18 protein-coding genes, 3 tRNA genes and 4 rRNA genes are annotated in these 22,381 nt (G+C 50.2%); 12 read left to right on the top strand and 13 right to left on the bottom strand.

What is annotated here, in order from left to right:
- Positions 1-172 precede the first annotated feature (172 nt).
- The 7 genes from dusB (at position 173) to J1C60_RS02040 (ending at position 7,356) form a co-directional block, all read left to right on the top strand.
- Complete coding sequence (dusB, locus tag J1C60_RS02070; protein WP_128178662.1) at positions 173-1,138, top strand: tRNA dihydrouridine synthase DusB; 966 nt, start codon at positions 173-175, stop codon at positions 1,136-1,138.
- A gap of 25 nt (positions 1,139-1,163) precedes the next feature.
- On the top strand, positions 1,164-1,460 hold the full coding sequence (fis, locus tag J1C60_RS02065) for a DNA-binding transcriptional regulator Fis (RefSeq protein ID WP_000462905.1): 297 nt from the start codon (positions 1,164-1,166) through the stop codon (positions 1,458-1,460).
- 202 nt (positions 1,461-1,662) lie between these two features.
- Positions 1,663-2,592 (top strand): kdo(2)-lipid IV(A) palmitoleoyltransferase, encoded by a 930-nt coding sequence (lpxP, locus tag J1C60_RS02060; protein ID WP_128178663.1) that lies wholly within the window; start codon positions 1,663-1,665, stop codon positions 2,590-2,592.
- 604 nt (positions 2,593-3,196) lie between these two features.
- The gene (locus J1C60_RS02055) at positions 3,197-4,222 is read left to right on the top strand and encodes an amino acid ABC transporter substrate-binding protein (protein WP_128178664.1); all 1,026 of its coding nucleotides are present in this window, start codon (positions 3,197-3,199) and stop codon (positions 4,220-4,222) included.
- Between the two features lie 70 nt (positions 4,223-4,292).
- Positions 4,293-5,471 (top strand): amino acid ABC transporter permease, encoded by a 1,179-nt coding sequence (locus J1C60_RS02050; RefSeq protein WP_128178665.1) that lies wholly within the window; start codon positions 4,293-4,295, stop codon positions 5,469-5,471.
- Positions 5,472-5,485: 14 nt separating this feature from the next.
- Positions 5,486-6,586: an amino acid ABC transporter permease gene (locus J1C60_RS02045; protein WP_128178666.1), complete on the top strand. Its 1,101-nt coding sequence runs from the start codon at positions 5,486-5,488 to the stop codon at positions 6,584-6,586.
- A gap of 8 nt (positions 6,587-6,594) precedes the next feature.
- Positions 6,595-7,356 carry an amino acid ABC transporter ATP-binding protein gene (locus tag J1C60_RS02040; protein WP_128178667.1) on the top strand — a complete coding sequence of 254 codons (762 nt, stop codon included), beginning with the start codon at positions 6,595-6,597 and terminating at the stop codon, positions 7,354-7,356.
- Between the two features lie 154 nt (positions 7,357-7,510).
- On the opposite strand, the gene rrf (J1C60_RS02035) is transcribed toward J1C60_RS02040, so the two are convergent.
- The 7 genes from rrf (J1C60_RS02035) to J1C60_RS02005 all read right to left on the bottom strand — a co-directional run bounded on the left by rrf (J1C60_RS02035) (position 7,511) and on the right by J1C60_RS02005 (position 12,976).
- Positions 7,511-7,626: ribosomal RNA gene (rrf, locus tag J1C60_RS02035) — 5S ribosomal RNA — on the bottom strand.
- A 39-nt stretch (positions 7,627-7,665) separates the two neighbouring features.
- Positions 7,666-7,741: transfer RNA gene (locus tag J1C60_RS02030), tRNA-Thr, on the bottom strand.
- Between the two features lie 15 nt (positions 7,742-7,756).
- Positions 7,757-7,872 (bottom strand): 5S ribosomal RNA (gene rrf, locus J1C60_RS02025).
- Between the two features lie 99 nt (positions 7,873-7,971).
- A 23S ribosomal RNA gene (locus tag J1C60_RS02020) occupies positions 7,972-10,879 on the bottom strand.
- A 201-nt stretch (positions 10,880-11,080) separates the two neighbouring features.
- Positions 11,081-11,156 (bottom strand) — tRNA-Ala (locus J1C60_RS02015).
- Between the two features lie 129 nt (positions 11,157-11,285).
- Positions 11,286-11,362: transfer RNA gene (locus tag J1C60_RS02010), tRNA-Ile, on the bottom strand.
- A gap of 72 nt (positions 11,363-11,434) precedes the next feature.
- A 16S ribosomal RNA gene (locus J1C60_RS02005) occupies positions 11,435-12,976 on the bottom strand.
- The 16S, 23S and 5S rRNA genes sit together here with 3 tRNA genes alongside, the layout of an rRNA operon.
- 586 nt (positions 12,977-13,562) lie before the next feature.
- On the opposite strand from J1C60_RS02005, the gene J1C60_RS02000 reads away from it, so the two are divergent.
- On the top strand, positions 13,563-14,108 hold the full coding sequence (locus J1C60_RS02000; RefSeq protein WP_128178076.1) for a gamma carbonic anhydrase family protein: 546 nt from the start codon (positions 13,563-13,565) through the stop codon (positions 14,106-14,108).
- On the opposite strand, the gene J1C60_RS01995 is transcribed toward J1C60_RS02000, so the two are convergent.
- The 6 genes from J1C60_RS01995 to dprA are packed head-to-tail and all read right to left on the bottom strand — an operon-like array spanning position 14,084 to position 17,872.
- Positions 14,084-14,335, bottom strand: a complete 252-nt coding sequence (locus J1C60_RS01995; RefSeq protein WP_128178075.1) for a DUF1488 family protein — start codon at positions 14,333-14,335, stop codon at positions 14,084-14,086. The two genes, J1C60_RS02000 and J1C60_RS01995, sit on opposite strands and share 25 nt — an antisense overlap.
- Entirely contained in the window at positions 14,332-15,150 is an 819-nt protein-coding gene (gene aroE / locus J1C60_RS01990; protein WP_128178082.1) for a shikimate dehydrogenase, read from the bottom strand. The genes J1C60_RS01995 and aroE overlap by 4 nt, the downstream gene beginning before the upstream one ends.
- A 7-nt stretch (positions 15,151-15,157) precedes the next feature.
- On the bottom strand, positions 15,158-15,730 hold the full coding sequence (gene tsaC, locus J1C60_RS01985) for an L-threonylcarbamoyladenylate synthase type 1 TsaC (protein ID WP_128178073.1): 573 nt from the start codon (positions 15,728-15,730) through the stop codon (positions 15,158-15,160).
- Positions 15,720-16,277: a DNA topoisomerase family protein gene (locus J1C60_RS01980; RefSeq protein WP_128178072.1), complete on the bottom strand. Its 558-nt coding sequence runs from the start codon at positions 16,275-16,277 to the stop codon at positions 15,720-15,722. The genes tsaC and J1C60_RS01980 overlap by 11 nt, the downstream gene beginning before the upstream one ends.
- Before the next feature lie 25 nt (positions 16,278-16,302).
- Complete coding sequence (gene smg / locus J1C60_RS01975) at positions 16,303-16,776, bottom strand: DUF494 family protein Smg (RefSeq protein ID WP_128178070.1); 474 nt, start codon at positions 16,774-16,776, stop codon at positions 16,303-16,305.
- Complete coding sequence (gene dprA, locus J1C60_RS01970) at positions 16,748-17,872, bottom strand: DNA-protecting protein DprA (protein WP_128178068.1); 1,125 nt, start codon at positions 17,870-17,872, stop codon at positions 16,748-16,750. Before dprA ends, smg begins: the two co-directional genes overlap by 29 nt.
- A gap of 130 nt (positions 17,873-18,002) precedes the next feature.
- On the opposite strand from dprA, the gene def reads away from it, so the two are divergent.
- The 4 genes from def (at position 18,003) to trkA (ending at position 22,363) form a co-directional block, all read left to right on the top strand.
- On the top strand, positions 18,003-18,512 hold the full coding sequence (gene def, locus J1C60_RS01965) for a peptide deformylase (protein WP_128178066.1): 510 nt from the start codon (positions 18,003-18,005) through the stop codon (positions 18,510-18,512).
- A 24-nt stretch (positions 18,513-18,536) separates the two neighbouring features.
- Positions 18,537-19,484 (top strand): methionyl-tRNA formyltransferase, encoded by a 948-nt coding sequence (gene fmt, locus J1C60_RS01960; protein WP_128178064.1) that lies wholly within the window; start codon positions 18,537-18,539, stop codon positions 19,482-19,484.
- A 49-nt stretch (positions 19,485-19,533) separates the two neighbouring features.
- Entirely contained in the window at positions 19,534-20,823 is a 1,290-nt protein-coding gene (rsmB, locus tag J1C60_RS01955; protein ID WP_128178062.1) for a 16S rRNA (cytosine(967)-C(5))-methyltransferase RsmB, read from the top strand.
- Positions 20,824-20,986: 163 nt separating this feature from the next.
- On the top strand, positions 20,987-22,363 hold the full coding sequence (gene trkA / locus J1C60_RS01950) for a Trk system potassium transporter TrkA (RefSeq protein ID WP_128178060.1): 1,377 nt from the start codon (positions 20,987-20,989) through the stop codon (positions 22,361-22,363).
- Positions 22,364-22,381 lie beyond the last annotated feature (18 nt).

Genomic DNA, 22,381 nt, shown 5'->3' with positions numbered 1-22,381 from the left:
TCATCGTTATTTTTTAACTAATTGAATATTAAAAATAAATAATTGAACCATCCACAACAAAAAGTGGTTCCTGGTCTACTTATCACTAATTGTTCAAAGTTTGGCCTTTCATCTTTTTTAAAAAATGCGTAATATACGCCGCCTTGCGAACATATATGGCCACTTCTTTTTCATGCGCATTGGAAATCACCAGCTTCGTAACCGTTTGATAGCAGCCCCGATGGCCGGCATAACCGACAGGCCATTCAGGACACTCTGTCATAGTATGGGAGCCGGAATGACCGTATCGGAGATGTTATCGTCAAACCCCGAAGTGTGGGCTAGTGATAAATCCCGATTGCGTATGGTACATAGTGACGAGCCCGGTATTCGCACCGTGCAAATCGCCGGTTGCGATCCAAATGAGATGGCTGATGCTGCACGCTTTAATGCCTTATCCGGCGCGCAGATTATCGATATCAATATGGGCTGCCCGGCTAAAAAAGTGAATCGTAAGATGGCAGGTTCGGCACTGCTGCAGCATCCTGAGTTGGTGAAATCAATCCTCTCAGCGGTGGTAAATGCAGTTGACGTTCCAGTTACCTTAAAGATTCGCACTGGTTGGGATACAGATAATCGCAATTGCGTAGAGATTGCCCAATTGGCTGAGCGCTGTGGTATTCAGGCCCTGACAATACATGGACGCACCCGCGCCTGTTTGTTTAACGGTGAAGCTGAATATGACAGCATTCGGACAGTTAAGCAGAACGTTACCATTCCTGTTATCGCGAATGGTGACATTACTGACCCGCACAAAGCCAGAGCGGTACTCGACTATACGGGGGCGGATGCCCTGATGATAGGACGTGCTGCTCAGGGAAGACCGTGGATCTTCCGGGAAATCCAGCACTATCTGGACACTGGGGAGCTGCTGGCACCAATGCCATTGGCAGAGGTTAAGCGCTTGCTCATCGGGCACTTACGGGAACTGCACGACTTTTATGGTCAGCGCAAGGGATACCGTATTGCCCGGAAGCACGTATCCTGGTATCTACAGGAACATGCCCCAAACGACCAGTTTCGGCGCACATTCAACGCCATAGAGGATGCCGGCGAACAGCTGGAGGCGTTGGAAGCATACTTCGAAAAACTTGCCTAAACAGAAATAAAGAGCTGACAGAAATATGTTCGAACAACGCGTAAATTCTGACGTACTGACCGTTTCTACCGTGAACTCACAGGATCAGGTTACCCAAAAGCCATTGCGTGACTCGGTTAAACAGGCACTGAAGAACTATTTTGCTCAATTGAATGGTCAGGATGTTAATGATCTGTATGAGTTGGTACTGGCTGAAGTAGAGCAGCCTCTGTTGGACATGGTGATGCAGTACACCCGTGGCAACCAGACCCGTGCAGCCCTGATGATGGGCATTAACCGCGGTACGCTGCGTAAGAAACTGAAAAAATATGGCATGAACTAAGTTTCGGTTCATTGTGATGAAGGCGCGACTTGAGATGGTTAGCGCCTTTTTTATCGCCCACCTCTAGTCGGACTCCTCCGATTTGTGTAAAGTTTCAACAGAGCTATCAACTTCCTGCCATTAACGCTGTCTAAAACCCTGTACCGCGACTGATTCACGTCTTTATGCGCTACGTCATCCACTCACGCATAAAGAGAGAACAATGAAATCTCCAAAAGCGCCACCATGCTTCTCACGCGATTTGCTACACCCGCGTTATTGGTCGACTTGGTTTGGCTTAGGCCTGCTTTATCTGTTAGTCCAACTTCCTTTCCCATGGATTGAAAAACTCGGCACCTGGATGGGACGCACCTCAATGCGTTTTCTTAAGCGTCGTGTCCGTATTACCCGCCGTAATCTTGAGTTGTGTTTTCCCGATTTACCTTCGGCGGCTCTGGAACAACGTATTGTTAATAACTTCGAATCATTAGGCATGGGCTTACTGGAAACCGGTATGGCTTGGTTCTGGTCTGATGCACGAGTCAAACGATGGTTCACAGTTAACGGCCTGCATAATCTACAGTGTGCACAGCAGGACAAACGGGGTGCACTTATCATTGGCGTGCACTTTATGTCATTAGAACTCGGCGGACGAGCAATGGGTATCTGCCAGCCAATGATGGCAATGTATCGCCCACACAATAATAAAATGATGGAATGGGTGCAGACTAAAGGCCGCATGCGTTCAAACAAAGCGATGATTAATCGGCGCGATCTACGCGGCATGGTTAGTGCTCTGAAGCAGGGTGAAGCGGTATGGTTCGCGCCGGACCAGGATTACGGACCGAAAGGCAGTGTCTTTGCACCTCTTTTTGCCGTCCCTCAGGCCGCAACCACCAGCGGTACTTATATGCTAGCTCGCATGGCTAAACCTGCAATGGTGACCGTGGTACTCATCCGTAAAGAGAACGGGGCGGGTTATGAACTAGTAATCCAACCTGAACTACAAGGCTACCCACTGGAAGATGAGCATCAGGCTGCAGCCTACATGAATAAAGTCATTGAGCGTGAGATCATGCGCGCGCCCAATCAATATTTATGGCTGCACCGTCGCTTTAAGACGCGTCCTGATGGAGCTGTTTCACTCTACTAGTCTCACGTTCACGCTTAAAAAAGCCTGCTGTCTATTCACGGCAGGCTTTTTACCTTTCTTCTAGTCAATCTCTTTCAACCCTTCTCTTCAAGCAAATTCGCTTTTCGCCGACGCTATGGAACCTCCTTTATCGCACGCCCTTCCCGCCGACGATTAAAAACAAACATAACCAAGTGCGCTACGGGTCACATTGCTTCTATTTAGTGAAACTATTTGCACTATTTGTGATCGCTCCATCTGGCTTTGCTTCTATTTGGTGCGCCATATTAAACAAACTTTCCAATCACTTCCGATTATTAGCAAAACTTTCTAATGAATTCAGGGCCCTGCAAATTTGGCATTTACTTTGCAGAACCATGAAGGGCTGACCGCCGCAGACTGAAAAAATGCACAATCTCATGGTGCATATAACTCCTCAAATAATTCGAGTCGCAGGAAAGCGGCAATGCAACAAGATCTGGAAACTTACCGGTTAAGTGACTACAGCTGAGCCAGTCAACACCAGATTTCTGTGTTGTGCTCTACGTGCAAATACGTATAGCGCCTGACTTGAAATATTGCGGGTTTAAACATAACAAAACAATTAAACCACACAGGATGCTTTATGAATAAAATGATGCTTTCTACCCTGGTTGCAACTGCTGCTTTTTTTGCCATCGCTAACCAGGCCCATGCGGGTACAACGTTGGATGCTATTAAGAAAAAAGGGTTTATTCAGTGTGGTATCAGTGACGGCCTGCCCGGTTTTTCTTACGCGGATGCCAGCGGGAAATTTACTGGCCTGGATGTGGATATTTGCCGCGCGGCTGCGGCTGCAGTGTTTGGTGACGACACGAAAGTAAAATACACCCCTCTTACGGCGAAAGAACGTTTCACCGCACTGCAATCGGGTGAAGTAGACATACTTTCACGTAATACTACGTGGACCTCTGCCCGTGATGGCGGTATGGGCTTTATATTTGCCGGCGTAAACTACTACGACGGCATTGGTTTCCTCACTCATAATAAAGCCGGTCTGAAAAGCGCGAAGGAACTTGATGGCGCAACCGTGTGTATCCAGGCAGGCACGGATACTGAACTGAACGTTGCGGATTATTTCAAAGCTAACAAGATGAGCTATACACCCGTTACATTCGATCGCTCAGACGAATCGGCAAAAGCTCTGGATAGCGGGCGTTGCGACACCCTCGCTTCCGACCAGTCGCAGCTTTATGCATTGCGCATTAAACTCGGTCAGCCAGATGAATTTATTGTATTACCGGAAGTGATTTCTAAGGAACCGCTAGGCCCATTAGTTCGCCGCGGTGATGATGATTGGTTCACTATCGTAAAATGGTCCTTTAACGCTATGTTAAACGCGGAAGAGATGGGCATTAACTCGAAAAATGTCGATCAAATGACAGCGAAGCCAACCACACCCGATATGGCTCACCTGCTGGGTGCTGAAGGTGATTTTGGTAAGGATCTAAAGCTTGATAACAAATGGGCTTATAACATCATTAAGCAGGTTGGAAATTATCAGGAAAGCTTTGACCGTAATGTGGGTAAAGACAGTGCATTGAAAATTGCACGCGGTCAAAATGCCCTCTGGAAAGATGGTGGCATCCAGTACGCTCCGCCGGTACGTTAATTCCCTCGTTTACAGGGCACCGTAGTATTTACGGTGCCCACGTCAGAATTTCCGTTACTGAGGTTTCAACATGTCTCAACGCCCAACCGTGAAAAAGGATCTTTCATTCACCAATCCTGCGGTACGTGCCTGGTGCTACCAGATCGTCGCGATTGTTGCGGTTCTCGCTGTTGCTGGTTATCTCATTCACAATACTGTGATTAATTTAGCCAATCGCGGTATCACTTCCGGTTTTGGTTTTCTGGAACGTAATGCTGGTTTTGGTATCGTTCAGCATTTAATTGATTATTCTGAAGGCGATACCTATGCCCGTGTGTTTCTCGTTGGCTTAACTAATACCCTATTGGTTTCCGTACTCTGTATTGTTTTTGCGTCTTTTCTCGGTTTTTTTATTGGACTGGCGCGTCTGTCAGACAATTGGCTGCTACGTAAAATAGCGAATGTCTATATTGAAACGTTCCGCAATATTCCACCACTGTTACAGATCTTCTTCTGGTATTTTGCCGTGCTGCGTAATCTACCGGGGCCACGCCAGGCAATGAATGCGTTCGATTTGGCATATGTAAGTAATCGGGGGCTTTATATTCCGTGGCCTGAATACTCTCCAGGAACCTTCCCGTTTATTATCGCATTGCTACTAGCAATCGCGGGAATTATTGGATTGCATCGCTTCAATCGTAAACATCAGTTAAAAACCGGGCAGTTACGCCGCACATGGCCGACTGCGATTCCTATTCTGGTGATATTCCCGCTCATAGCTCATGTTTTTTATGGCGCAGCAATGCACTGGGATATACCACAGCTGCGCGGCTTCAATTTTCGAGGGGGATTCGCGTTAATTCCTGAGCTGGCAGCCCTGACGGTAGCGCTGTCTATTTACACATCGTCCTTTATCGCCGAGGTGATTCGCTCAGGTATTCAATCTGTTCCTCATGGTCAACACGAAGCGGCGCGCTCACTTGGATTACCGACACCGGTAACACTACGGCAGGTCATCATTCCGCAGGCGATGCGGGTCATCATTCCCCCGCTGACCAGCCAGTATCTGAATATTGTCAAAAACTCGTCACTGGCAGCAGCAATCGGTTATCCGGATATGGTTTCGCTTTTTGCCGGAACAGTCTTGAACCAGACTGGCCAGGCGATTGAAACGATTGCTATCACGATGGCGGTTTACCTGATTATCAGCCTGTCGATTTCGTTGTTAATGAATATCTATAACCGCAAAATCGCGCTGGTTGAGCGCTAAGAGGACGGAATATTATGACTGTTATTTCACATGAGACGCCGCCTGCGCCAACAAATATGTTTATCCGCGTGTTACGTTGGATCCGGAAAAATCTGTTTTCAAGCTGGTCCAATTCGCTACTAACGCTATTCTGCCTTTGGCTGATATGGTCCATCATTCCTCCGGCCCTGAATTGGCTTATCGTACAGGCTAATTGGATAGGTTCTACACGAGCCGATTGCACCAAAGATGGTGCATGCTGGGTGTTCATTCATGCTCGTTTTGGCCAGTTTATCTATGGCCTTTACCCACATGAGCTACGCTGGCGTATCAATCTTTCGCTGATTATTGGCTTACTGTCTATTATACCAATGTTTATCAGTAAGATACCTCGACGGGGACGTTACATTGCGGTATGGGCAATTATTTACCCTGTCGTCGTATGGTTCCTGTTCTACGGTGGCTATCTGGGCCTGGAACGCGTGGAAACTCGCCAGTGGGGTGGTTTGACGCTGACGCTCATTATCGCCTCAGTCGGCATTGCCGGCGCGTTGCCTTTAGGTATTCTGTTGGCGCTGGGAAGACGTTCACGCTTACCCGTAGTGCGTTCATTGTCGATTATCTTCATTGAGTTCTGGCGCGGAGTACCACTGATCACCGTCCTCTTCATGTCATCAGTTATGCTGCCCCTATTTATGGCAGAAGGAACCAGTATCGATAAACTGGTACGTGCACTGGTCGGTGTGATTCTCTTCCAGTCAGCTTATGTTGCTGAAGTGGTCCGTGGTGGCCTGCAAGCCTTACCGAAAGGACAGTATGAAGCAGCTGAGTCACTCGCACTCGGTTACTGGAGGATGCAAGGTTTGGTGATCCTACCACAGGCACTAAAAATGGTTATTCCAGGCTTAGTTAACACCATCATAGCCCTGTTCAAAGATACCAGCCTTGTCATCATTATTGGACTTTTCGATCTTTTCAGCAGCGTGCAGCAAGCCACTGTCGATCCCGAATGGCTTGGCATGTCGACGGAAGGTTATGTTTTCGCCGCCCTTACTTATTGGGTGTTTTGTTTTAGCATGTCGCGCTACAGCCAATATCTGGAGAAGCGTTTTCACACCGGGCGTACGCCACACTGAGGTTTAAAATGACTGAATCTATGGTTAATTCCGGCGATACAATGATGATTACGCTGGAAGATGTGAATAAATGGTATGGGCAATTCCACGTTCTGAAAAATATTAACCTGCAGGTTAAACCACGCGAGCGCATCGTGCTATGTGGCCCTTCAGGTTCAGGTAAATCGACAACCATTCGTTGCATTAACCACCTTGAAGAGCACCAACAAGGGCGTATTGTAGTTGACGGTACACTGCTAGATGGTGATTTACGTAACATAGAGCGGGTGCGCACCGAGGTCGGTATGGTCTTCCAACACTTTAATCTGTTCCCGCATTTGAGTGTTTTACAAAACTGTACTCTTGCCCCCATTTGGGTACGCAAAACACCAAAGAAAGAAGCAGAAGAGTTGGCCATGCATTATTTGCAACGGGTGCGTATCGCTGAACATGCACACAAATTCCCCGGACAGCTTTCAGGCGGACAGCAGCAGCGTGTTGCAATCGCACGTTCGCTCTGTATGAAGCCCAAAATTATGCTGTTTGATGAACCGACCTCGGCTCTCGATCCTGAAATGGTAAAAGAAGTATTGGATACAATGATCGGCCTTGCAGAGGATGGAATGACAATGCTGTGCGTGACGCATGAGATGGGATTCGCTCGTACGGTAGCAGACCGCGTGATATTTATGGATCAAGGAGAGATTGTCGAGCAAGCTCCGCCACAGAAATTCTTCTCTAACCCCACATCCGAGAGGACAAAAGCATTTCTTTCTCAGGTTATTCATTAAGAGAAACTCTCTTTGCAGCTTATGCAAGACCTGAGTGTTGTATGACGGGCTATCTTGCCCGTTCTACTGTGGGCAGCTCTGGAGAGGGCTCACCGGCAAGATACAGATAAACAAAAGGCCCGGTCTTTCGACCGGGCCTTTTGTTTTATTTGATGCCTGGCAGTTCCCTACTCTCGCATGGGGAGACCCCACACTACCATCGGCGCTACGGCGTTTCACTTCTGAGTTCGGCATGGGGTCAGGTGGGACCACCGCGCTAGTGCCGCCAGGCAAATTCTTTATTTACCGAACTCACGCTTAATTTGTTACTGGTGCTGATACCCAGAGTCGAACTGGGGACCTCACCCTTACCAAGGGTGCGCTCTACCAACTGAGCCATATCAGCACGCTAATATTTGATGCCTGGCAGTTCCCTACTCTCGCATGGGGAGACCCCACACTACCATCGGCGCTACGGCGTTTCACTTCTGAGTTCGGCATGGGGTCAGGTGGGACCACCGCGCTAGTGCCGCCAGGCAAATTCTTTTCGTGACGCTCATTCTGCGCCACTGATTCTTTATCCGTTTACAAGCCGAAAATCTTATCGTCTCTCTACCAAAACGCCTCTGGCGTTGTAAGGTTAAGCCTCACGGGTCATTAGTACCGGTTAGCTCAACGCATCGCTGCGCTTACACACCCGGCCTATCAACGTCGTCGTCTTCAACGTCCCTTCAGGACTCTCAAGGAGTCAGGGAAGACTCATCTCGAGGCAAGTTTCGCGCTTAGATGCTTTCAGCGCTTATCTTTTCCGCACTTAGCTACCGGGCAATGCCATTGGCATGACAACCCGAACACCAGTGGTGCGTTCACTCCGGTCCTCTCGTACTAGGAGCAACCCCTCTCAGTCTTCCAGCGCCCACGGCAGATAGGGACCGAACTGTCTCACGACGTTCTAAACCCAGCTCGCGTACCACTTTAAACGGCGAACAGCCGTACCCTTGGGACCTACTTCAGCCCCAGGATGTGATGAGCCGACATCGAGGTGCCAAACACCGCCGTCGATATGAACTCTTGGGCGGTATCAGCCTGTTATCCCCGGAGTACCTTTTATCCGTTGAGCGATGGCCCTTCCATTCAGAACCACCGGATCACTATGACCTGCTTTCGCACCTGCTCGAGCCGTCACTCTCGCAGTCAAGCCAGCTTATGCCATTGCACTAACCTCACGATGTCCGACCGTGATTAGCTGACCTTCGTGCTCCTCCGTTACGCTTTAGGAGGAGACCGCCCCAGTCAAACTACCCACCAGACACTGTCCGCAGCCCGGATAACGGGCCTACGTTAGAACATCAAACGTTAAAGGGTGGTATTTCAAGGTCGGCTCCACGCAGACTGGCGTCCACGCTTCAAAGCCTCCCACCTATCCTACACATCAAGGCTCAATGTTCAGTGTCAAGCTGTAGTAAAGGTTCACGGGGTCTTTCCGTCTTGCCGCGGGTACACTGCATCTTCACAGCGAGTTCAATTTCACTGAGTCTCGGGTGGAGACAGCCTGGCCATCATTACGCCATTCGTGCAGGTCGGAACTTACCCGACAAGGAATTTCGCTACCTTAGGACCGTTATAGTTACGGCCGCCGTTTACCGGGGCTTCGATCAAGAGCTTCTCCTTGCGGATAACCCCATCAATTAACCTTCCGGCACCGGGCAGGCGTCACACCGTATACGTCCACTTTCGTGTTTGCACAGTGCTGTGTTTTTAATAAACAGTTGCAGCCAGCTGGTATCTTCGACTGGCTTCAGCTCCGGGAGCAAGTCCCTTCACCTACGCGCCAGCGTGCCTTCTCCCGAAGTTACGGCACCATTTTGCCTAGTTCCTTCACCCGAGTTCTCTCAAGCGCCTTGGTATTCTCTACCTGACCACCTGTGTCGGTTTGGGGTACGATTCAGTGTTACCTGGAGCTTAGAGGCTTTTCCCGGAAGCAGGGCATTTGTTACTTCAGCACCGTAGTGCCTCGTCATCACGCCTCAGCCTTAAAGCACCCCGGATTTGCCTGGGATGCAAGCCTACACGCTTAAACCGGGACAACCGTCGCCCGGCTAACATAGCCTTCTCCGTCCCCCCTTCGCAGTAACACCAAGTACGGGAATATTAACCCGTTTCCCATCGACTACGCCTTTCGGCCTCGCCTTAGGGGTCGACTCACCCTGCCCCGATTAACGTTGGACAGGAACCCTTGGTCTTCCGGCGAGCGGGCTTTTCACCCGCTTTATCGTTACTTATGTCAGCATTCGCACTTCTGATACCTCCAGCAACCCTCACAGGCCACCTTCAACGGCTTACAGAACGCTCCCCTACCCAACAACGCATAAGCGTCGCTGCCGCAGCTTCGGTGCATGGTTTAGCCCCGTTACATCTTCCGCGCAGGCCGACTCGACCAGTGAGCTATTACGCTTTCTTTAAATGATGGCTGCTTCTAAGCCAACATCCTGGCTGTCTGGGCCTTCCCACATCGTTTCCCACTTAACCATGACTTTGGGACCTTAGCTGGCGGTCTGGGTTGTTTCCCTCTTCACGACGGACGTTAGCACCCGCCGTGTGTCTCCCGTGATAACATTCTCCGGTATTCGCAGTTTGCATCGGGTTGGTAAGCCGGGATGGCCCCCTAGCCGAAACAGTGCTCTACCCCCGGAGATGAGTTCACGAGGCGCTACCTAAATAGCTTTCGGGGAGAACCAGCTATCTCCCGGTTTGATTGGCCTTTCACCCCCAGCCACAAGTCATCCGCTAATTTTTCAACATTAGTCGGTTCGGTCCTCCAGTTAGTGTTACCCAACCTTCAACCTGCCCATGGCTAGATCACCGGGTTTCGGGTCTATACCCTGCAACTTAACGCCCAGTTAAGACTCGGTTTCCCTGCGGCTCCCCTATACGGTTAACCTTGCTACAGAATATAAGTCGCTGACCCATTATACAAAAGGTACGCAGTCACCCCATTAAAGAGGCTCCCACTGCTTGTACGTACACGGTTTCAGGTTCTTTTTCACTCCCCTCGCCGGGGTTCTTTTCGCCTTTCCCTCACGGTACTGGTTCACTATCGGTCAGTCAGGAGTATTTAGCCTTGGAGGATGGTCCCCCCATATTCAGACAGGATACCACGTGTCCCGCCCTACTCTTCGAACTCACAGCAGGTGCATCTTCGTGTACGGGGCTTTCACCCTGTGTCGCGCGACTTTCCAGACGCTTCCACTGATGCACAAGCTGATGATGGTTCCGGGCTCCTCCCCGTTCGCTCGCCGCTACTGGGGGAATCTCGGTTGATTTCTTTTCCTCGGGGTACTTAGATGTTTCAGTTCCCCCGGTTCGCCTCATGCCACTATGTATTCATGACATGATAGTGCAACGGATTGCACTGGGTTTCCCCATTCGGGTATCGCCGGTTATAACGGTTCATATCACCTTACCGGCGCTTATCGCAGATTAGCACGCCCTTCATCGCCTCTGACTGCCAGGGCATCCACCGTGTACGCTTAGTCGCTTAACCTCACAACCCACAGGCGTTTTGCAACGCACATGTGTCGTGATAATTTGAGAGACTCGAACACACCGCCTTCATTCTTTATTACGGAAGAATGACGCGACGTGTCGTTTCAATTTTCAGCTTGTTCCGGATTGTTAAAGAGCATAATACTTCGCAGCATACTGTTGCCAGTACACTCTGAAGTATTGGATTTCAGGACATATATGGTGGAGCTAAGCGGGATCGAACCGCTGACCTCCTGCGTGCAAGGCAGGCGCTCTCCCAGCTGAGCTATAGCCCCATACAGTCACTTGCAGAGACCTTTATTACCAAACTCAATCAAGAGTTAATTCTTTCTCAGGCAAGGCATGCGACCGGGAAGTTTACTTCAGTAAACGACCGCGAGCATAACGCAGCATGAGTAAGAATTTGGTAGGCCTGAGTGGACTTGAACCACCGACCTCACCCTTATCAGGGGTGCGCTCTAACCACCTGAGCTACAAGCCTATAAAGGTATCCTGCTCGTTTCTTTTCATCAGACAATCTGTTGTGGACACTGCGCCGGAAAGTATCTTCAGGTAAGGAGGTGATCCAACCGCAGGTTCCCCTACGGTTACCTTGTTACGACTTCACCCCAGTCATGAATCACAAAGTGGTAAGCGCCCTCCCGAAGGTTAAGCTACCTACTTCTTTTGCAACCCACTCCCATGGTGTGACGGGCGGTGTGTACAAGGCCCGGGAACGTATTCACCGTGGCATTCTGATCCACGATTACTAGCGATTCCGACTTCACGGAGTCGAGTTGCAGACTCCGATCCGGACTACGACGCACTTTATGAGGTCCGCTTGCTCTCGCGAGGTCGCTTCTCTTTGTATGCGCCATTGTAGCACGTGTGTAGCCCTGGTCGTAAGGGCCATGATGACTTGACGTCATCCCCACCTTCCTCCGGTTTATCACCGGCAGTCTCCTTTGAGTTCCCGGCCGAACCGCTGGCAACAAAGGATAAGGGTTGCGCTCGTTGCGGGACTTAACCCAACATTTCACAACACGAGCTGACGACAGCCATGCAGCACCTGTCTCACAGTTCCCGAAGGCACCAATCCATCTCTGGAAAGTTCTGTGGATGTCAAGACCAGGTAAGGTTCTTCGCGTTGCATCGAATTAAACCACATGCTCCACCGCTTGTGCGGGCCCCCGTCAATTCATTTGAGTTTTAACCTTGCGGCCGTACTCCCCAGGCGGTCGACTTAACGCGTTAGCTCCGGAAGCCACGCCTCAAGGGCACAACCTCCAAGTCGACATCGTTTACGGCGTGGACTACCAGGGTATCTAATCCTGTTTGCTCCCCACGCTTTCGCACCTGAGCGTCAGTCTTCGTCCAGGGGGCCGCCTTCGCCACCGGTATTCCTCCAGATCTCTACGCATTTCACCGCTACACCTGGAATTCTACCCCCCTCTACGAGACTCAAGCCTGCCAGTTTCAAATGCAGTTCCCGGGTTGAGCCCGGGGATTTCACATCTGACTTAACAGACCGCCTGCGTGCGCTTTACGCCCAGTAATTCCGATTAACGCTTGCACCCTCCGTATTACCGCGGCTGCTGGCACGGAGTTAGCCGGTGCTTCTTCTGCGGGTAACGTCAATGAAAAAGGTTATTAACCTCTCTCCCTTCCTCCCCGCTGAAAGTACTTTACAACCCGAAGGCCTTCTTCATACACGCGGCATGGCTGCATCAGGCTTGCGCCCATTGTGCAATATTCCCCACTGCTGCCTCCCGTAGGAGTCTGGACCGTGTCTCAGTTCCAGTGTGGCTGGTCATCCTCTCAGACCAGCTAGAGATCGTCGCCTAGGTGAGCCGTTACCCCACCTACTAGCTAATCTCATCTGGGTTCATCCGATGGTGTGAGGCCCGAAGGTCCCCCACTTTGGTCTTGCGACGTTATGCGGTATTAGCTACCGTTTCCAGTAGTTATCCCCCTCCATCGGGCAGATCCCCAGACATTACTCACCCGTCCGCCACTCGTCACCCGAAGAGCAAGCTCTTCTGTGCTACCGTTCGACTTGCATGTGTTAGGCCTGCCGCCAGCGTTCAATCTGAGCCATGATCAAACTCTTCAATTTAAAGTTTGATTTGCTTCAACTCGTGAAGCGATGCTCAAGGAAAACGTCGTAATGAATTTATTACGTGTTCACTCTTAAGACTTGATATTTTTTACGTCCGGAGACGTTGATATCAATCCTGCGAGTGCCCACACAGATTGTCTGATAAATTGTTAAAGAGCGGTGCAGTCAGCGGCTTCGCCTGCTGCTGCGAGGTGGCGTATATTACGCTTTCCTCTTTCAGAGTCAACCCTTTTTAAGGAGGTTTTTTCTCTGGCGGTTCAGTGTGTTCTGAACCTCTGACCCGGTGGCCTGTAAGCCGTTGTTCCGTGTCAGTGGAGGCGCATTATAGGGATCCGAATTTATTGCACAAGCCTTTTTTAGATCTTTTATTTCGATTGCTGCGTTTTCAATCTTTTTGCTTGGATCTCACACGATCCGTGCATTTTTGCAGCACAACTTCCCCTGTAAATGGGGGAAACAATAGTTCGGGGCAACGATCGCCGTGATAGCAACGTCCCATAAGCAACTTGAAGTATTACAACTATCGTTGTTTTATGTACAACTGGCTCGCATGCTTGAGCCATATGATTAACGGAGAGAAGCTATGCCAGCGGTTTTACGTCCTTTTAAACAGTTTTTTCCCCAACTTGGTGAACGGGTAATGGTAGATGCGTCTAGCGTCGTCGTGGGTGAAGTGTCATTAGCAGATGATGTGAGTATCTGGCCATTAGTTGCTATTCGCGGTGATGTGAATAAAGTCTTCATTGGCAAGCGTAGCAATATTCAAGATGGCAGTGTGCTGCATGTTACCCATAAATCCTCTAATAACCCGGAAGGTTTTCCTCTGATCATCGGTGAGGACGTGACCGTTGGCCATAAAGTCATGCTTCATGGCTGCACAATCGGAAATCGCGTTCTGGTTGGGATGGGCTCTATTTTACTGGATGGTGCCATTGTTGAGGATGATGTGATGATTGGCGCAGGAAGTTTAGTCGCTCCGGGTAAACGCCTGGAGAGTGGTCATCTTTATCTTGGTAGTCCGGCCCGGAAGGTACGTCCGTTGACTGAAAAAGAGATAGCCGGACTGTTATATTCATCGAATAACTATGTTGGCTGGAAAGATGACTATCTCAACCAAACCCAGCCCTGAGCATCTTCCTGTTGCTGTTTAATTAGCACTTCAGCTTCCTCTTCCAGGTCCCAGCGGTGGGCCCTGAATATATCTATTTCAGGTTCATCGCTGCCATAACGCGCCCGTAACGTATCACCCGCTATCGCACAAGTGAGCTGAAACCCATTTACCAGCACAGGAAAGCATACAGCGTGGTACTCACCTTCCCACGCTTCCCGGTCCGGAAACTGGATAGCCTGATTCACGCGGTCAGCTCACGCTTGAGGATGCTGATAACCGGAGCGATTTCAGGTAAGACTTCATGCCATAGCAAGAATGAGTGAGCAGCCTGGCCCACCAGCATGCCTAATCCCTCCGCATATTGCATAGCGCCGTATTTTTGACACCATTGTAAAAAGGGCGTCTCCCCCGTCTGATAAAACATGTCATAGCATCGCGTGTCTGACGTGACAAGCGCTGCGGGTATCTCAGGGATATCACCATTCACGCCGCTTGATGTGGCATTAATGATCAGATCAATGTCTCTGCTATTAAGTTTATCCAGTGCGCAAGCCTGAATATCGCCAGTGTGTTGAAACAGATCCGCGAGATCTTCAGCTCGTTGTAGCGTGCGGTTAGCGATGGTGATAGCGCAGCCAAAAGAAAGTAACGGTAGAATCACTCCACGCGCCGCGCCACCTGCCCCCACTAGCAGGATCTTATCCGTAGGTTTAATTAAATTGAGTCGCTGAAGGTCGGTTAATAACCCAATGCCATCCGTGTTATCTCCGATTAAACGGCCATCGCTCATTTTTTTTAAGGTATTCACGGCACCGGCCAGTGCCGCACGCTCGGTTAATTCATCAGCAAGTGCAAAAGCCTCTTGTTTAAAAGGCATCGTGACGTTTGCACCACGGCCACTTTGAGAGAAAAATTGCATCAGCGTTTTTTCAAACGCCTCTACCGGCGCACAGATACGCCCGTAGGAATGCGCAATTCCCGTCTGTTCAGCAAATAATTGATGGATACGCGGCGATTTGCTGTGATTAATCGGGTTGCCAAAGACGGCGAAGGTTTCCAGCATAATTTTATCCCTTGCGAATCTGTTCGCCACTGATGACATCACGAATTTCCGAAGGATTCAGTCGCCCGCCTGTTTTGCCCTCCAGTACAGGGAAATCTGCACCAAATTGCTGACGAACTTCCTCGGACGAGCGGCAGGGTTCCAGACCGGATAAATTTGCGCTGGTTGACACGACAGGCTTACCAAAAGCGCGACAAAGTTGTTGCACGTCAGGATGATTACTGACGCGTACGGCCAGAGAGTCAAACCGTCCAGTCAACCAGCGGGGGGTTTGTGACGTTGCGGGTACCACCCAGGTTACGGGGCCAGGCCAACTGGCAAACATTCTTTCACGTTGCGCTACCGATAGCTCACGATCGGAAATATAAGGCTCAAGCTGCTGATAATCGGAAGCAATCAGAATTAGCCCCTTTTCAACCGGGCGCTGCTTTAATGCCAAAAGTTGTAAAACCGCAGTTTCACTATCGGGGTCGCAACCCAGTCCAAAAACGGCTTCGGTCGGGTAAGCAATAACCGACTGCTTACGCAGTTGTTCAACACAGATTTCAACGGAGTCGTCTAAAACACTATTCTTCACTGCTGCTTCCTAAGCTCACGGGTTTACCACAGGCTTTACTTGCACAAAGACGCTTGAGGCCCTGAGCGGTTTTTTTCTCGATAAGGAGGGAAAAATGGCAGAATTCACACGTGCCTTCGATGGGCGTAAAGTTCACGGTAAACTGGCAATCAGGGTAGCGATCGCATGAGTGAAACGTCTTTCCATAGCGTGAACGTCGCTGAACAAGTTTCCCCTGCTGACATTGCGGGCAAGGAATGGTCGTCGCGTCCGGGCGATCGATAACCTCCGTATGCTCACATGTCGGATAATTGCTACAACCGATAAACATACCGTAACGCCCCTGACGCAGCACCAGCTCAGACTGACACTCAGGGCAGTGCTGTCCTTCCAGGACTTTAACAACATGCCCATCAACCTGATTTTTTAACGGGCGAACATAATCACATGCCGGGTAATCTGAACATCCCAAAAAAGCACCGTGCTTTCCTGAACGGATAGTCAGTTCTGCCCCACATTGAGGGCAGGGTTCATTTTTTCGCACAGCGAAAAGCGCTGTTTTATTCATAGCGTTGTGTACACGAAAACAATCTTCAGTGCAGCATTCCTTCATTGACGTCGAAAAGTAGCTCTTCCATCTGCTGATAGGCGTTTTCACATCCGGGGATATTAAACAGAACCATCAACACGACCCATTTGAGATCTTCCAGATCGAACTCGAGGGTATCCAGAGCCATAATGCGCTCAATAACCATTTCCCGCGTTTCGAGATTAAGTACTTGTATCTGCTCCAGAAATAGAATAAACCCCCGGCAATTCGCATCAAGCCGCTGGCTCTCTTCTTCGGTATAGATACGCATTGACAGCGGATCGGCAGCAAGCAAAATCGGGGCGGTCAGTCCGTCCTGATAATCCGCAAGCTTTTCCAGCCAGTTCAACGCATTATAAATATCTTCACGATGAAAACCCGCATCAGCTAAATCATCAGTCAGTTTATCCTGATCAACTCGCATCTCTGCTTCGTTGTGGATATAGGTTTCAAATAAGTACATTAGTACGTCGAACATGGCATGCCCTCCTCAATCGGACATAGCCGCCGGGTACAGCTGCGATCCATCCTGCTAACTCCAGCTCAAGCAATTTGGCTACAATAGCTGGCACAGGTTGGCCGGCACGTTCAGCGACGACGTCAACAGGTGTAACCTCATCTCCTACGTTAGCCAACACATCAGCAAATGGCAATGGACCTTCGGTATTGTCTGAAGAATATATTGCATCCTGTGGCAAAAAAGGCAGCCAATTGAAATCGCTTTGTATCTGTTCGAGGATATTATTGGGATGAGCAACCAGCAGGGCGCCTTGTTGAATGAGCCAGTGCCCTCCTTCACTGCCTTTATTGCCTAACGCGCCGGGTAGCGCATAAACATCGCGATTTTGTTCCAGCGCATAGCGCGCCGTTACCAGCGAGCCGCTGCGCACTGAGGCTTCCACAACCAGAACACCGACGCTTAACCCGCTGATAATTCGATTCCTGCGCGGAAAATGCATCGCCAGCGGTGGTGCGTCCAGAGGGAACTCAGAAATTAACGTGCCGCCACCAGCAATAATCTCCTCTGCCAGGTAGCGGTGCCTTTTCGGATAAACCGATCTCAGCCCATTGCCCAATACGGCGAGAGTTTTACCTTTAACATCCAGTGCAGCACGATGTGCAACGGCATCAATACCCAGCGCTAAACCACTGGTAATGGTAAGGCCGCTTACCGCCAGCGCCTGAGAGAAAAATGCGCCCCATTCACGCCCATAATGTGAACAGTTACGGCTACCCACCACCGCCAATTGTGTTGAAGCAAGCAACTGCGGATCACCCACCACAAATAGCAGCGCGGGAAAGCGGCTAATATTTTTCAACCGGGCTGGATATAGCTCACTGTCTGCGGTGACCAGGTAATGCCCCGGCTCATCAAGCCAGCGAAGGGTTCTCGTGAGCTCCTTGTCACGCGTTGCGTTAAACCAATCAGCCTGTTGCCGATCAAGCCCCGCCGCCGCGAGGGCAGAAGCAGTAAAATCGCCTTGGGCAATTAATTGGGTGGCAACACGTAACATCCCTCCCCCCGCTAACCTTTTTATCCCTGACAGGCGTAACCAAATCTCCGTCGGTGTCACGTTACTATCCCTGTAAACTTGCAGCACCGCGGTGCGGTACTCATCGCTACGAATGCTGTCAATCAGCGTGCGAAATGTCTACAATAAGGGCAATAATTCTTTTATCCCTTGAACACAGATCTGGAAAGTTATGTCAGTTTTGCAGGTATTACATTTTCCTGACGAGCGTCTTCGCATCGTCGCAAAGCCAGTTAAAGAAGTGAATGCAGATATTCAGCGTATCGTTGATGATATGTTCGAGACGATGTATGCCGAAGAAGGCATTGGCCTGGCCGCAACACAGGTTGATATTCATCAGCGCATTATCGTGATTGACGTTTCGGAAAATCGCGATGAGCGCTTAGTTCTGATCAATCCTGAAATGCTGGATAAATGCGGTGAGACAGGCATCGAAGAAGGTTGCCTGTCAATTCCTGAGCAACGCGCCCTGGTGCCACGCTCTGAAAAAGTAAAAGTACGTGCCCTGGATCGCGAAGGAAACACCTTTGAGCTGGAAGCGGATGGTCTGCTGGCTATCTGTATTCAGCATGAGATGGATCACCTTGTCGGCAAGCTTTTCATTGATTATCTTTCGCCAATGAAACGTCAACGCATCCGTCAGAAGCTGGAAAAGATGGCCCGACTGAATACCCGTGCCTGATTGCATCATCGTGAAGGGAATAATGTGTCCGATTCATTAAAGCTTATTTTTGCCGGTACACCTGATTTTGCAGCGCGTCATCTTGACGCGCTGTTAGCTTCCGAACACCAGGTTATTGGTGTATTTACCCAGCCCGACCGGCCAGCTGGTCGTGGGAATAAATTAACGCCAAGTCCGGTAAAAAACCTGGCGCTGCAGCATAATATCCCAGTGTTTCAACCTACGTCGCTACGTCCTGAAGTGAATCAGCAACTGATTGCCAGCCTGGATGCCGATGTCATGGTTGTCGTCGCCTATGGATTAATTCTGCCCAAAGCGGTGCTAGACATGCCGCGCTTGGGCTGCATCAACGTGCATGGTTCTCTGCTGCCGCGCTGGCGCGGTGCGGCACCGATTCAGCGAGCCCTTTGGGCCGGTGACAGCGAGACCGGTATCACCATTATGCAGATGGACGTTGGGCTTGATACCGGTGATATGCTCCATAAGTTGGCTTGTCCGATTGAGCACAACGATACCAGCGCAACACTGTACGATAAACTCGCCACTCTGGGGCCTGAAGGCATGCTGTCCACGCTGCAGCAATTATCCGCAGGCACGGGGGCGCCAGAAGTACAGAACGAGGCGCTGGTCAGCTACGCCGAAAAACTCAGTAAGGAAGAAGCCCGCCTTGACTGGACGCTGTCAGCCGCGCAACTGGAGCGCTGTATCCGTGCTTTTAATCCATGGCCGATGAGCTATTTTGTGATTGAAGAGATGCCCGTTAAGGTGTGGAAAGCCAGCGTACTGCCGCATAGTGTTAAAGGACAGCCTGGTGAAATCATGCATACCGATAAAAACGGCATCCAGGTCGCAACCGCTAACGGCATCCTCAATATCGAAGAGCTACAGCCAGCCGGCAAAAAAGCGATGAAAGCGCAAGATTTGCTGAACTCCCGCCGCGACTGGTTCATACAAGGCACTCTCCTTGCCTGATCCTTTAGCCCGACCCAACGTCGGGCTTTTGTTTAAAGACGACCTAAATATGAAAAAACAGATCAATCTCCGCAGTCTTGCGGCGCAAACCATTGAGCGCGTGGTTGAACAGGGACAGTCACTTAGTAACGTCCTACCCACTGCGCAAAAACCTTTATCCGAAAAAGATAGCGCATTGCTGCAGGAACTCTGTTTCGGTGTGCTACGCACCCTGCCTCAACTCGAATGGATTATCGGCAAGCTGATGTCACGCCCTATGACAGGCAAGCAACGCACTATTCACTTTCTTATTATGGTCGGCCTTTATCAGCTGATGTTTACCCGTATACCGGCCCATGCTGCACTGGCAGAAACGGTTGAAGGCGCAGTGGTACTAAAGCGGGAGAAACTCAAAGGATTGATTAATGGCGTCCTGCGCCAGTTTCAGCGCCAGCAGGAAATACTGACGCAGGAAATGGGCGATGGACCACAAAAATATTTACATCCTAAATGGTTGCTTGAGCGCCTGCAGCGGGCATGGCCTGACGACTGGCAACAGATTATTGAGGCAAACAATATGCGGCCACCGATGTGGCTGCGGGTAAATCGCCAGCATCACACACGCGATGCATGGCTCGCGATGCTGCAGGAACAGGGGAAAAATGCCGAAGCCCATTCCGACTACGATGATGCTTTACGGCTGGAGGAGCCAACATCCGTTAATCAACTGCCGGGATTCGATAAAGGCTGGGTGACAGTTCAGGACGCTTCCGCTCAAGGCTGCATAGCCCTGCTTGATCCTCAAAACGGCGAAACGATCCTCGACCTTTGTGCAGCACCAGGCGGTAAGACTACCCATATACTGGAAGCTGCACCGCAGGCAAAAGTGATGGCGGTAGATATTGATGCACAACGGCTGGCTCGCGTGAAAGCGAATCTGGCACGGCTGAATATGGCCGCAGAGGTTAAAGTGGGTGACGGTCGTTACCCGGAACAATGGAGTGAAAACAGGCAGTTTGATCGGATTCTGCTGGATGCTCCCTGCTCCGCCACAGGCGTGATTCGCCGCCATCCGGATATCAAATGGCTACGACGCGATCGAGATATCGCTGAACTCACGGCCCTGCAATCACAAATTCTGGATGCCATCTGGCCAAGTTTAAAAACGGGCGGCACCTTACTCTATGCTACCTGTTCAGTATTACCTGAAGAAAATCATCAGCAAATTAGCGCATTTTTACAGCGCCATAAGGATGCTATTCACCAGCCGGTCACTGATAGCCCCCTGCCGGGTAAACAAGTGCTTCCACATCCACAGGGCGGCGATGGTTTCTTTTACGCTAAGCTAATAAAGCAGTGATTTTCCGTCGAGCACATGCCGCTCTGATGACTGAGAAATCACTCAAGATATCAGTAGGGAAGGCAACTGTGCTCACGGACAGGCCGGCTAAATAAAACGCGCTCACGCACCTGCAACCCGAAATAACACCGGTATAAGTAAGACGGAATAAGCTGAAACAACAATGAAAATTATCATTCTCGGCGCCGGCCAGGTCGGCGGAACACTGGCAGAAAATCTTGTGGGGGAAAACAACGATATTACCGTTGTCGATACCGATCCCTTACGCCTTCGCCAGCTACAGGATAAATTTGATCTGCGCGTCGTCCAGGGACATGGCTCACATCCACGCGTGCTAAGGGAAGCCGGTGCTGCAGATGCCGATATGTTGGTGGCAGTCACCAGCTCAGATGAAACCAATATGATAGCCTGCCAGGTCGCTTATTCACTATTTAATACCCCCAATCGTATTGCACGTATTCGCGCTCCTGATTATATCCGTGATGCTGATAAACTTTTTGTTCCTGACGCAGTGCCTATCGATCACCTGATTTCGCCAGAACAATTGGTTATCGATAACATATACCGCCTTATTCAGTATCCCGGGGCGCTTCAGGTGGTCAATTTTGCCGAAGGCAAAGTCAGCCTCGCCGTGGTCAAAGCCTATTACGGAGGACCACTGGTGGGGAATGCACTGTCGATCATGCGCGATCACATGCCTCATATCGATACGCGAGTCGCTGCTATTTTTCGTCAGGACCGTCCCATCCGGCCGCAAGGGTCGACCATAGTTGAAGCCGGCGACGAAGTTTTCTTTATTGCGGCAAGCCAGCATATCCGCGCCGTTATGAGTGAACTTCAACGTCTGGAGAAACCCTATAAGCGGATCATGATCGTCGGTGGCGGCAATATTGGCTTTGGTCTGGCACAAAAGCTGGAAAAAAACTACAGTGTTAAATTAATTGAAAGAAATCAGCAGCGTGCCGCTGAATTGGCGGAGCAGTTGCAAGATACCATTGTATTTTATGGCGATGCTTCCGATCAGGAGTTACTGGCAGAAGAGCATATCGATCAGGTTGACCTGTTTATCGCAATCACTAACGACGATGAAGCCAATATTATGTCAGCCATGCTGGCCAAGAAAATGGGCGCGAAGAAAGTGATGGTGTTGATCCAACGTCGTGCCTATGTCGATCTGGTTCAGGGGAGCGTGATTGATATTGCCATATCACCACAGCAGGCAACCATATCCGCCTTGCTGGGCCACGTGCGTAAAGCAGACATTGTCAGCGTTTCCTCATTACGCCGTGGGATTGCCGAAGCCATCGAGGCGATCGCTCATGGTGATGAAACCACGTCGCGTGTTGTTGGTCGACCAATCGATGACATTAAGCTACCGCCGGGCACGATTATTGGCGCCGTCGTGCGCGGTAATGACGTGATGATCGCCAACGATAACTTACGTATTGAGCAAGGTGACCACGTTATTATGTTCCTGACAGATAAGAAATTTGTGCCGGATGTTGAGCGTCTTTTCCAGCCGAGTCCTTTTTTCCTGTAGGGTAACGAGATTTTTCAC

The organism is [Pantoea] beijingensis (assembly GCF_022647505.1).
Taxonomy (GTDB): domain Bacteria; phylum Pseudomonadota; class Gammaproteobacteria; order Enterobacterales; family Enterobacteriaceae; genus Erwinia; species Erwinia beijingensis.
The sequence above is the reverse complement of the archived record's forward strand: the minus strand, read 5'-3'. Positions and strand labels throughout refer to the sequence as shown.

Excerpts from the sequence above, each read along its gene's own strand:
- smg (WP_128178070.1), bottom strand. The coding sequence starts at position 16,776 with ATGTTCGACGTACTAATGTACTTATTTGAAACCTATATCCACAACGAA.
- J1C60_RS02040 (WP_128178667.1), top strand. The coding sequence starts at position 6,595 with ATGACTGAATCTATGGTTAATTCCGGCGATACAATGATGATTACGCTG.
- J1C60_RS02000 (WP_128178076.1), top strand. The coding sequence starts at position 13,563 with ATGCCAGCGGTTTTACGTCCTTTTAAACAGTTTTTTCCCCAACTTGGT.
- J1C60_RS01980 (WP_128178072.1), bottom strand. The coding sequence starts at position 16,277 with ATGAATAAAACAGCGCTTTTCGCTGTGCGAAAAAATGAACCCTGCCCT.
- dusB (WP_128178662.1), top strand. The coding sequence starts at position 173 with ATGCGCATTGGAAATCACCAGCTTCGTAACCGTTTGATAGCAGCCCCG.
- def (WP_128178066.1), top strand. The coding sequence starts at position 18,003 with ATGTCAGTTTTGCAGGTATTACATTTTCCTGACGAGCGTCTTCGCATC.
- fis (WP_000462905.1), top strand. The coding sequence starts at position 1,164 with ATGTTCGAACAACGCGTAAATTCTGACGTACTGACCGTTTCTACCGTG.
- J1C60_RS02045 (WP_128178666.1), top strand. The coding sequence starts at position 5,486 with ATGACTGTTATTTCACATGAGACGCCGCCTGCGCCAACAAATATGTTT.
- rsmB (WP_128178062.1), top strand. The coding sequence starts at position 19,534 with ATGAAAAAACAGATCAATCTCCGCAGTCTTGCGGCGCAAACCATTGAG.
- trkA (WP_128178060.1), top strand. The coding sequence starts at position 20,987 with ATGAAAATTATCATTCTCGGCGCCGGCCAGGTCGGCGGAACACTGGCA.
- J1C60_RS02055 (WP_128178664.1), top strand. The coding sequence starts at position 3,197 with ATGAATAAAATGATGCTTTCTACCCTGGTTGCAACTGCTGCTTTTTTT.
- lpxP (WP_128178663.1), top strand. The coding sequence starts at position 1,663 with ATGAAATCTCCAAAAGCGCCACCATGCTTCTCACGCGATTTGCTACAC.
- J1C60_RS02050 (WP_128178665.1), top strand. The coding sequence starts at position 4,293 with ATGTCTCAACGCCCAACCGTGAAAAAGGATCTTTCATTCACCAATCCT.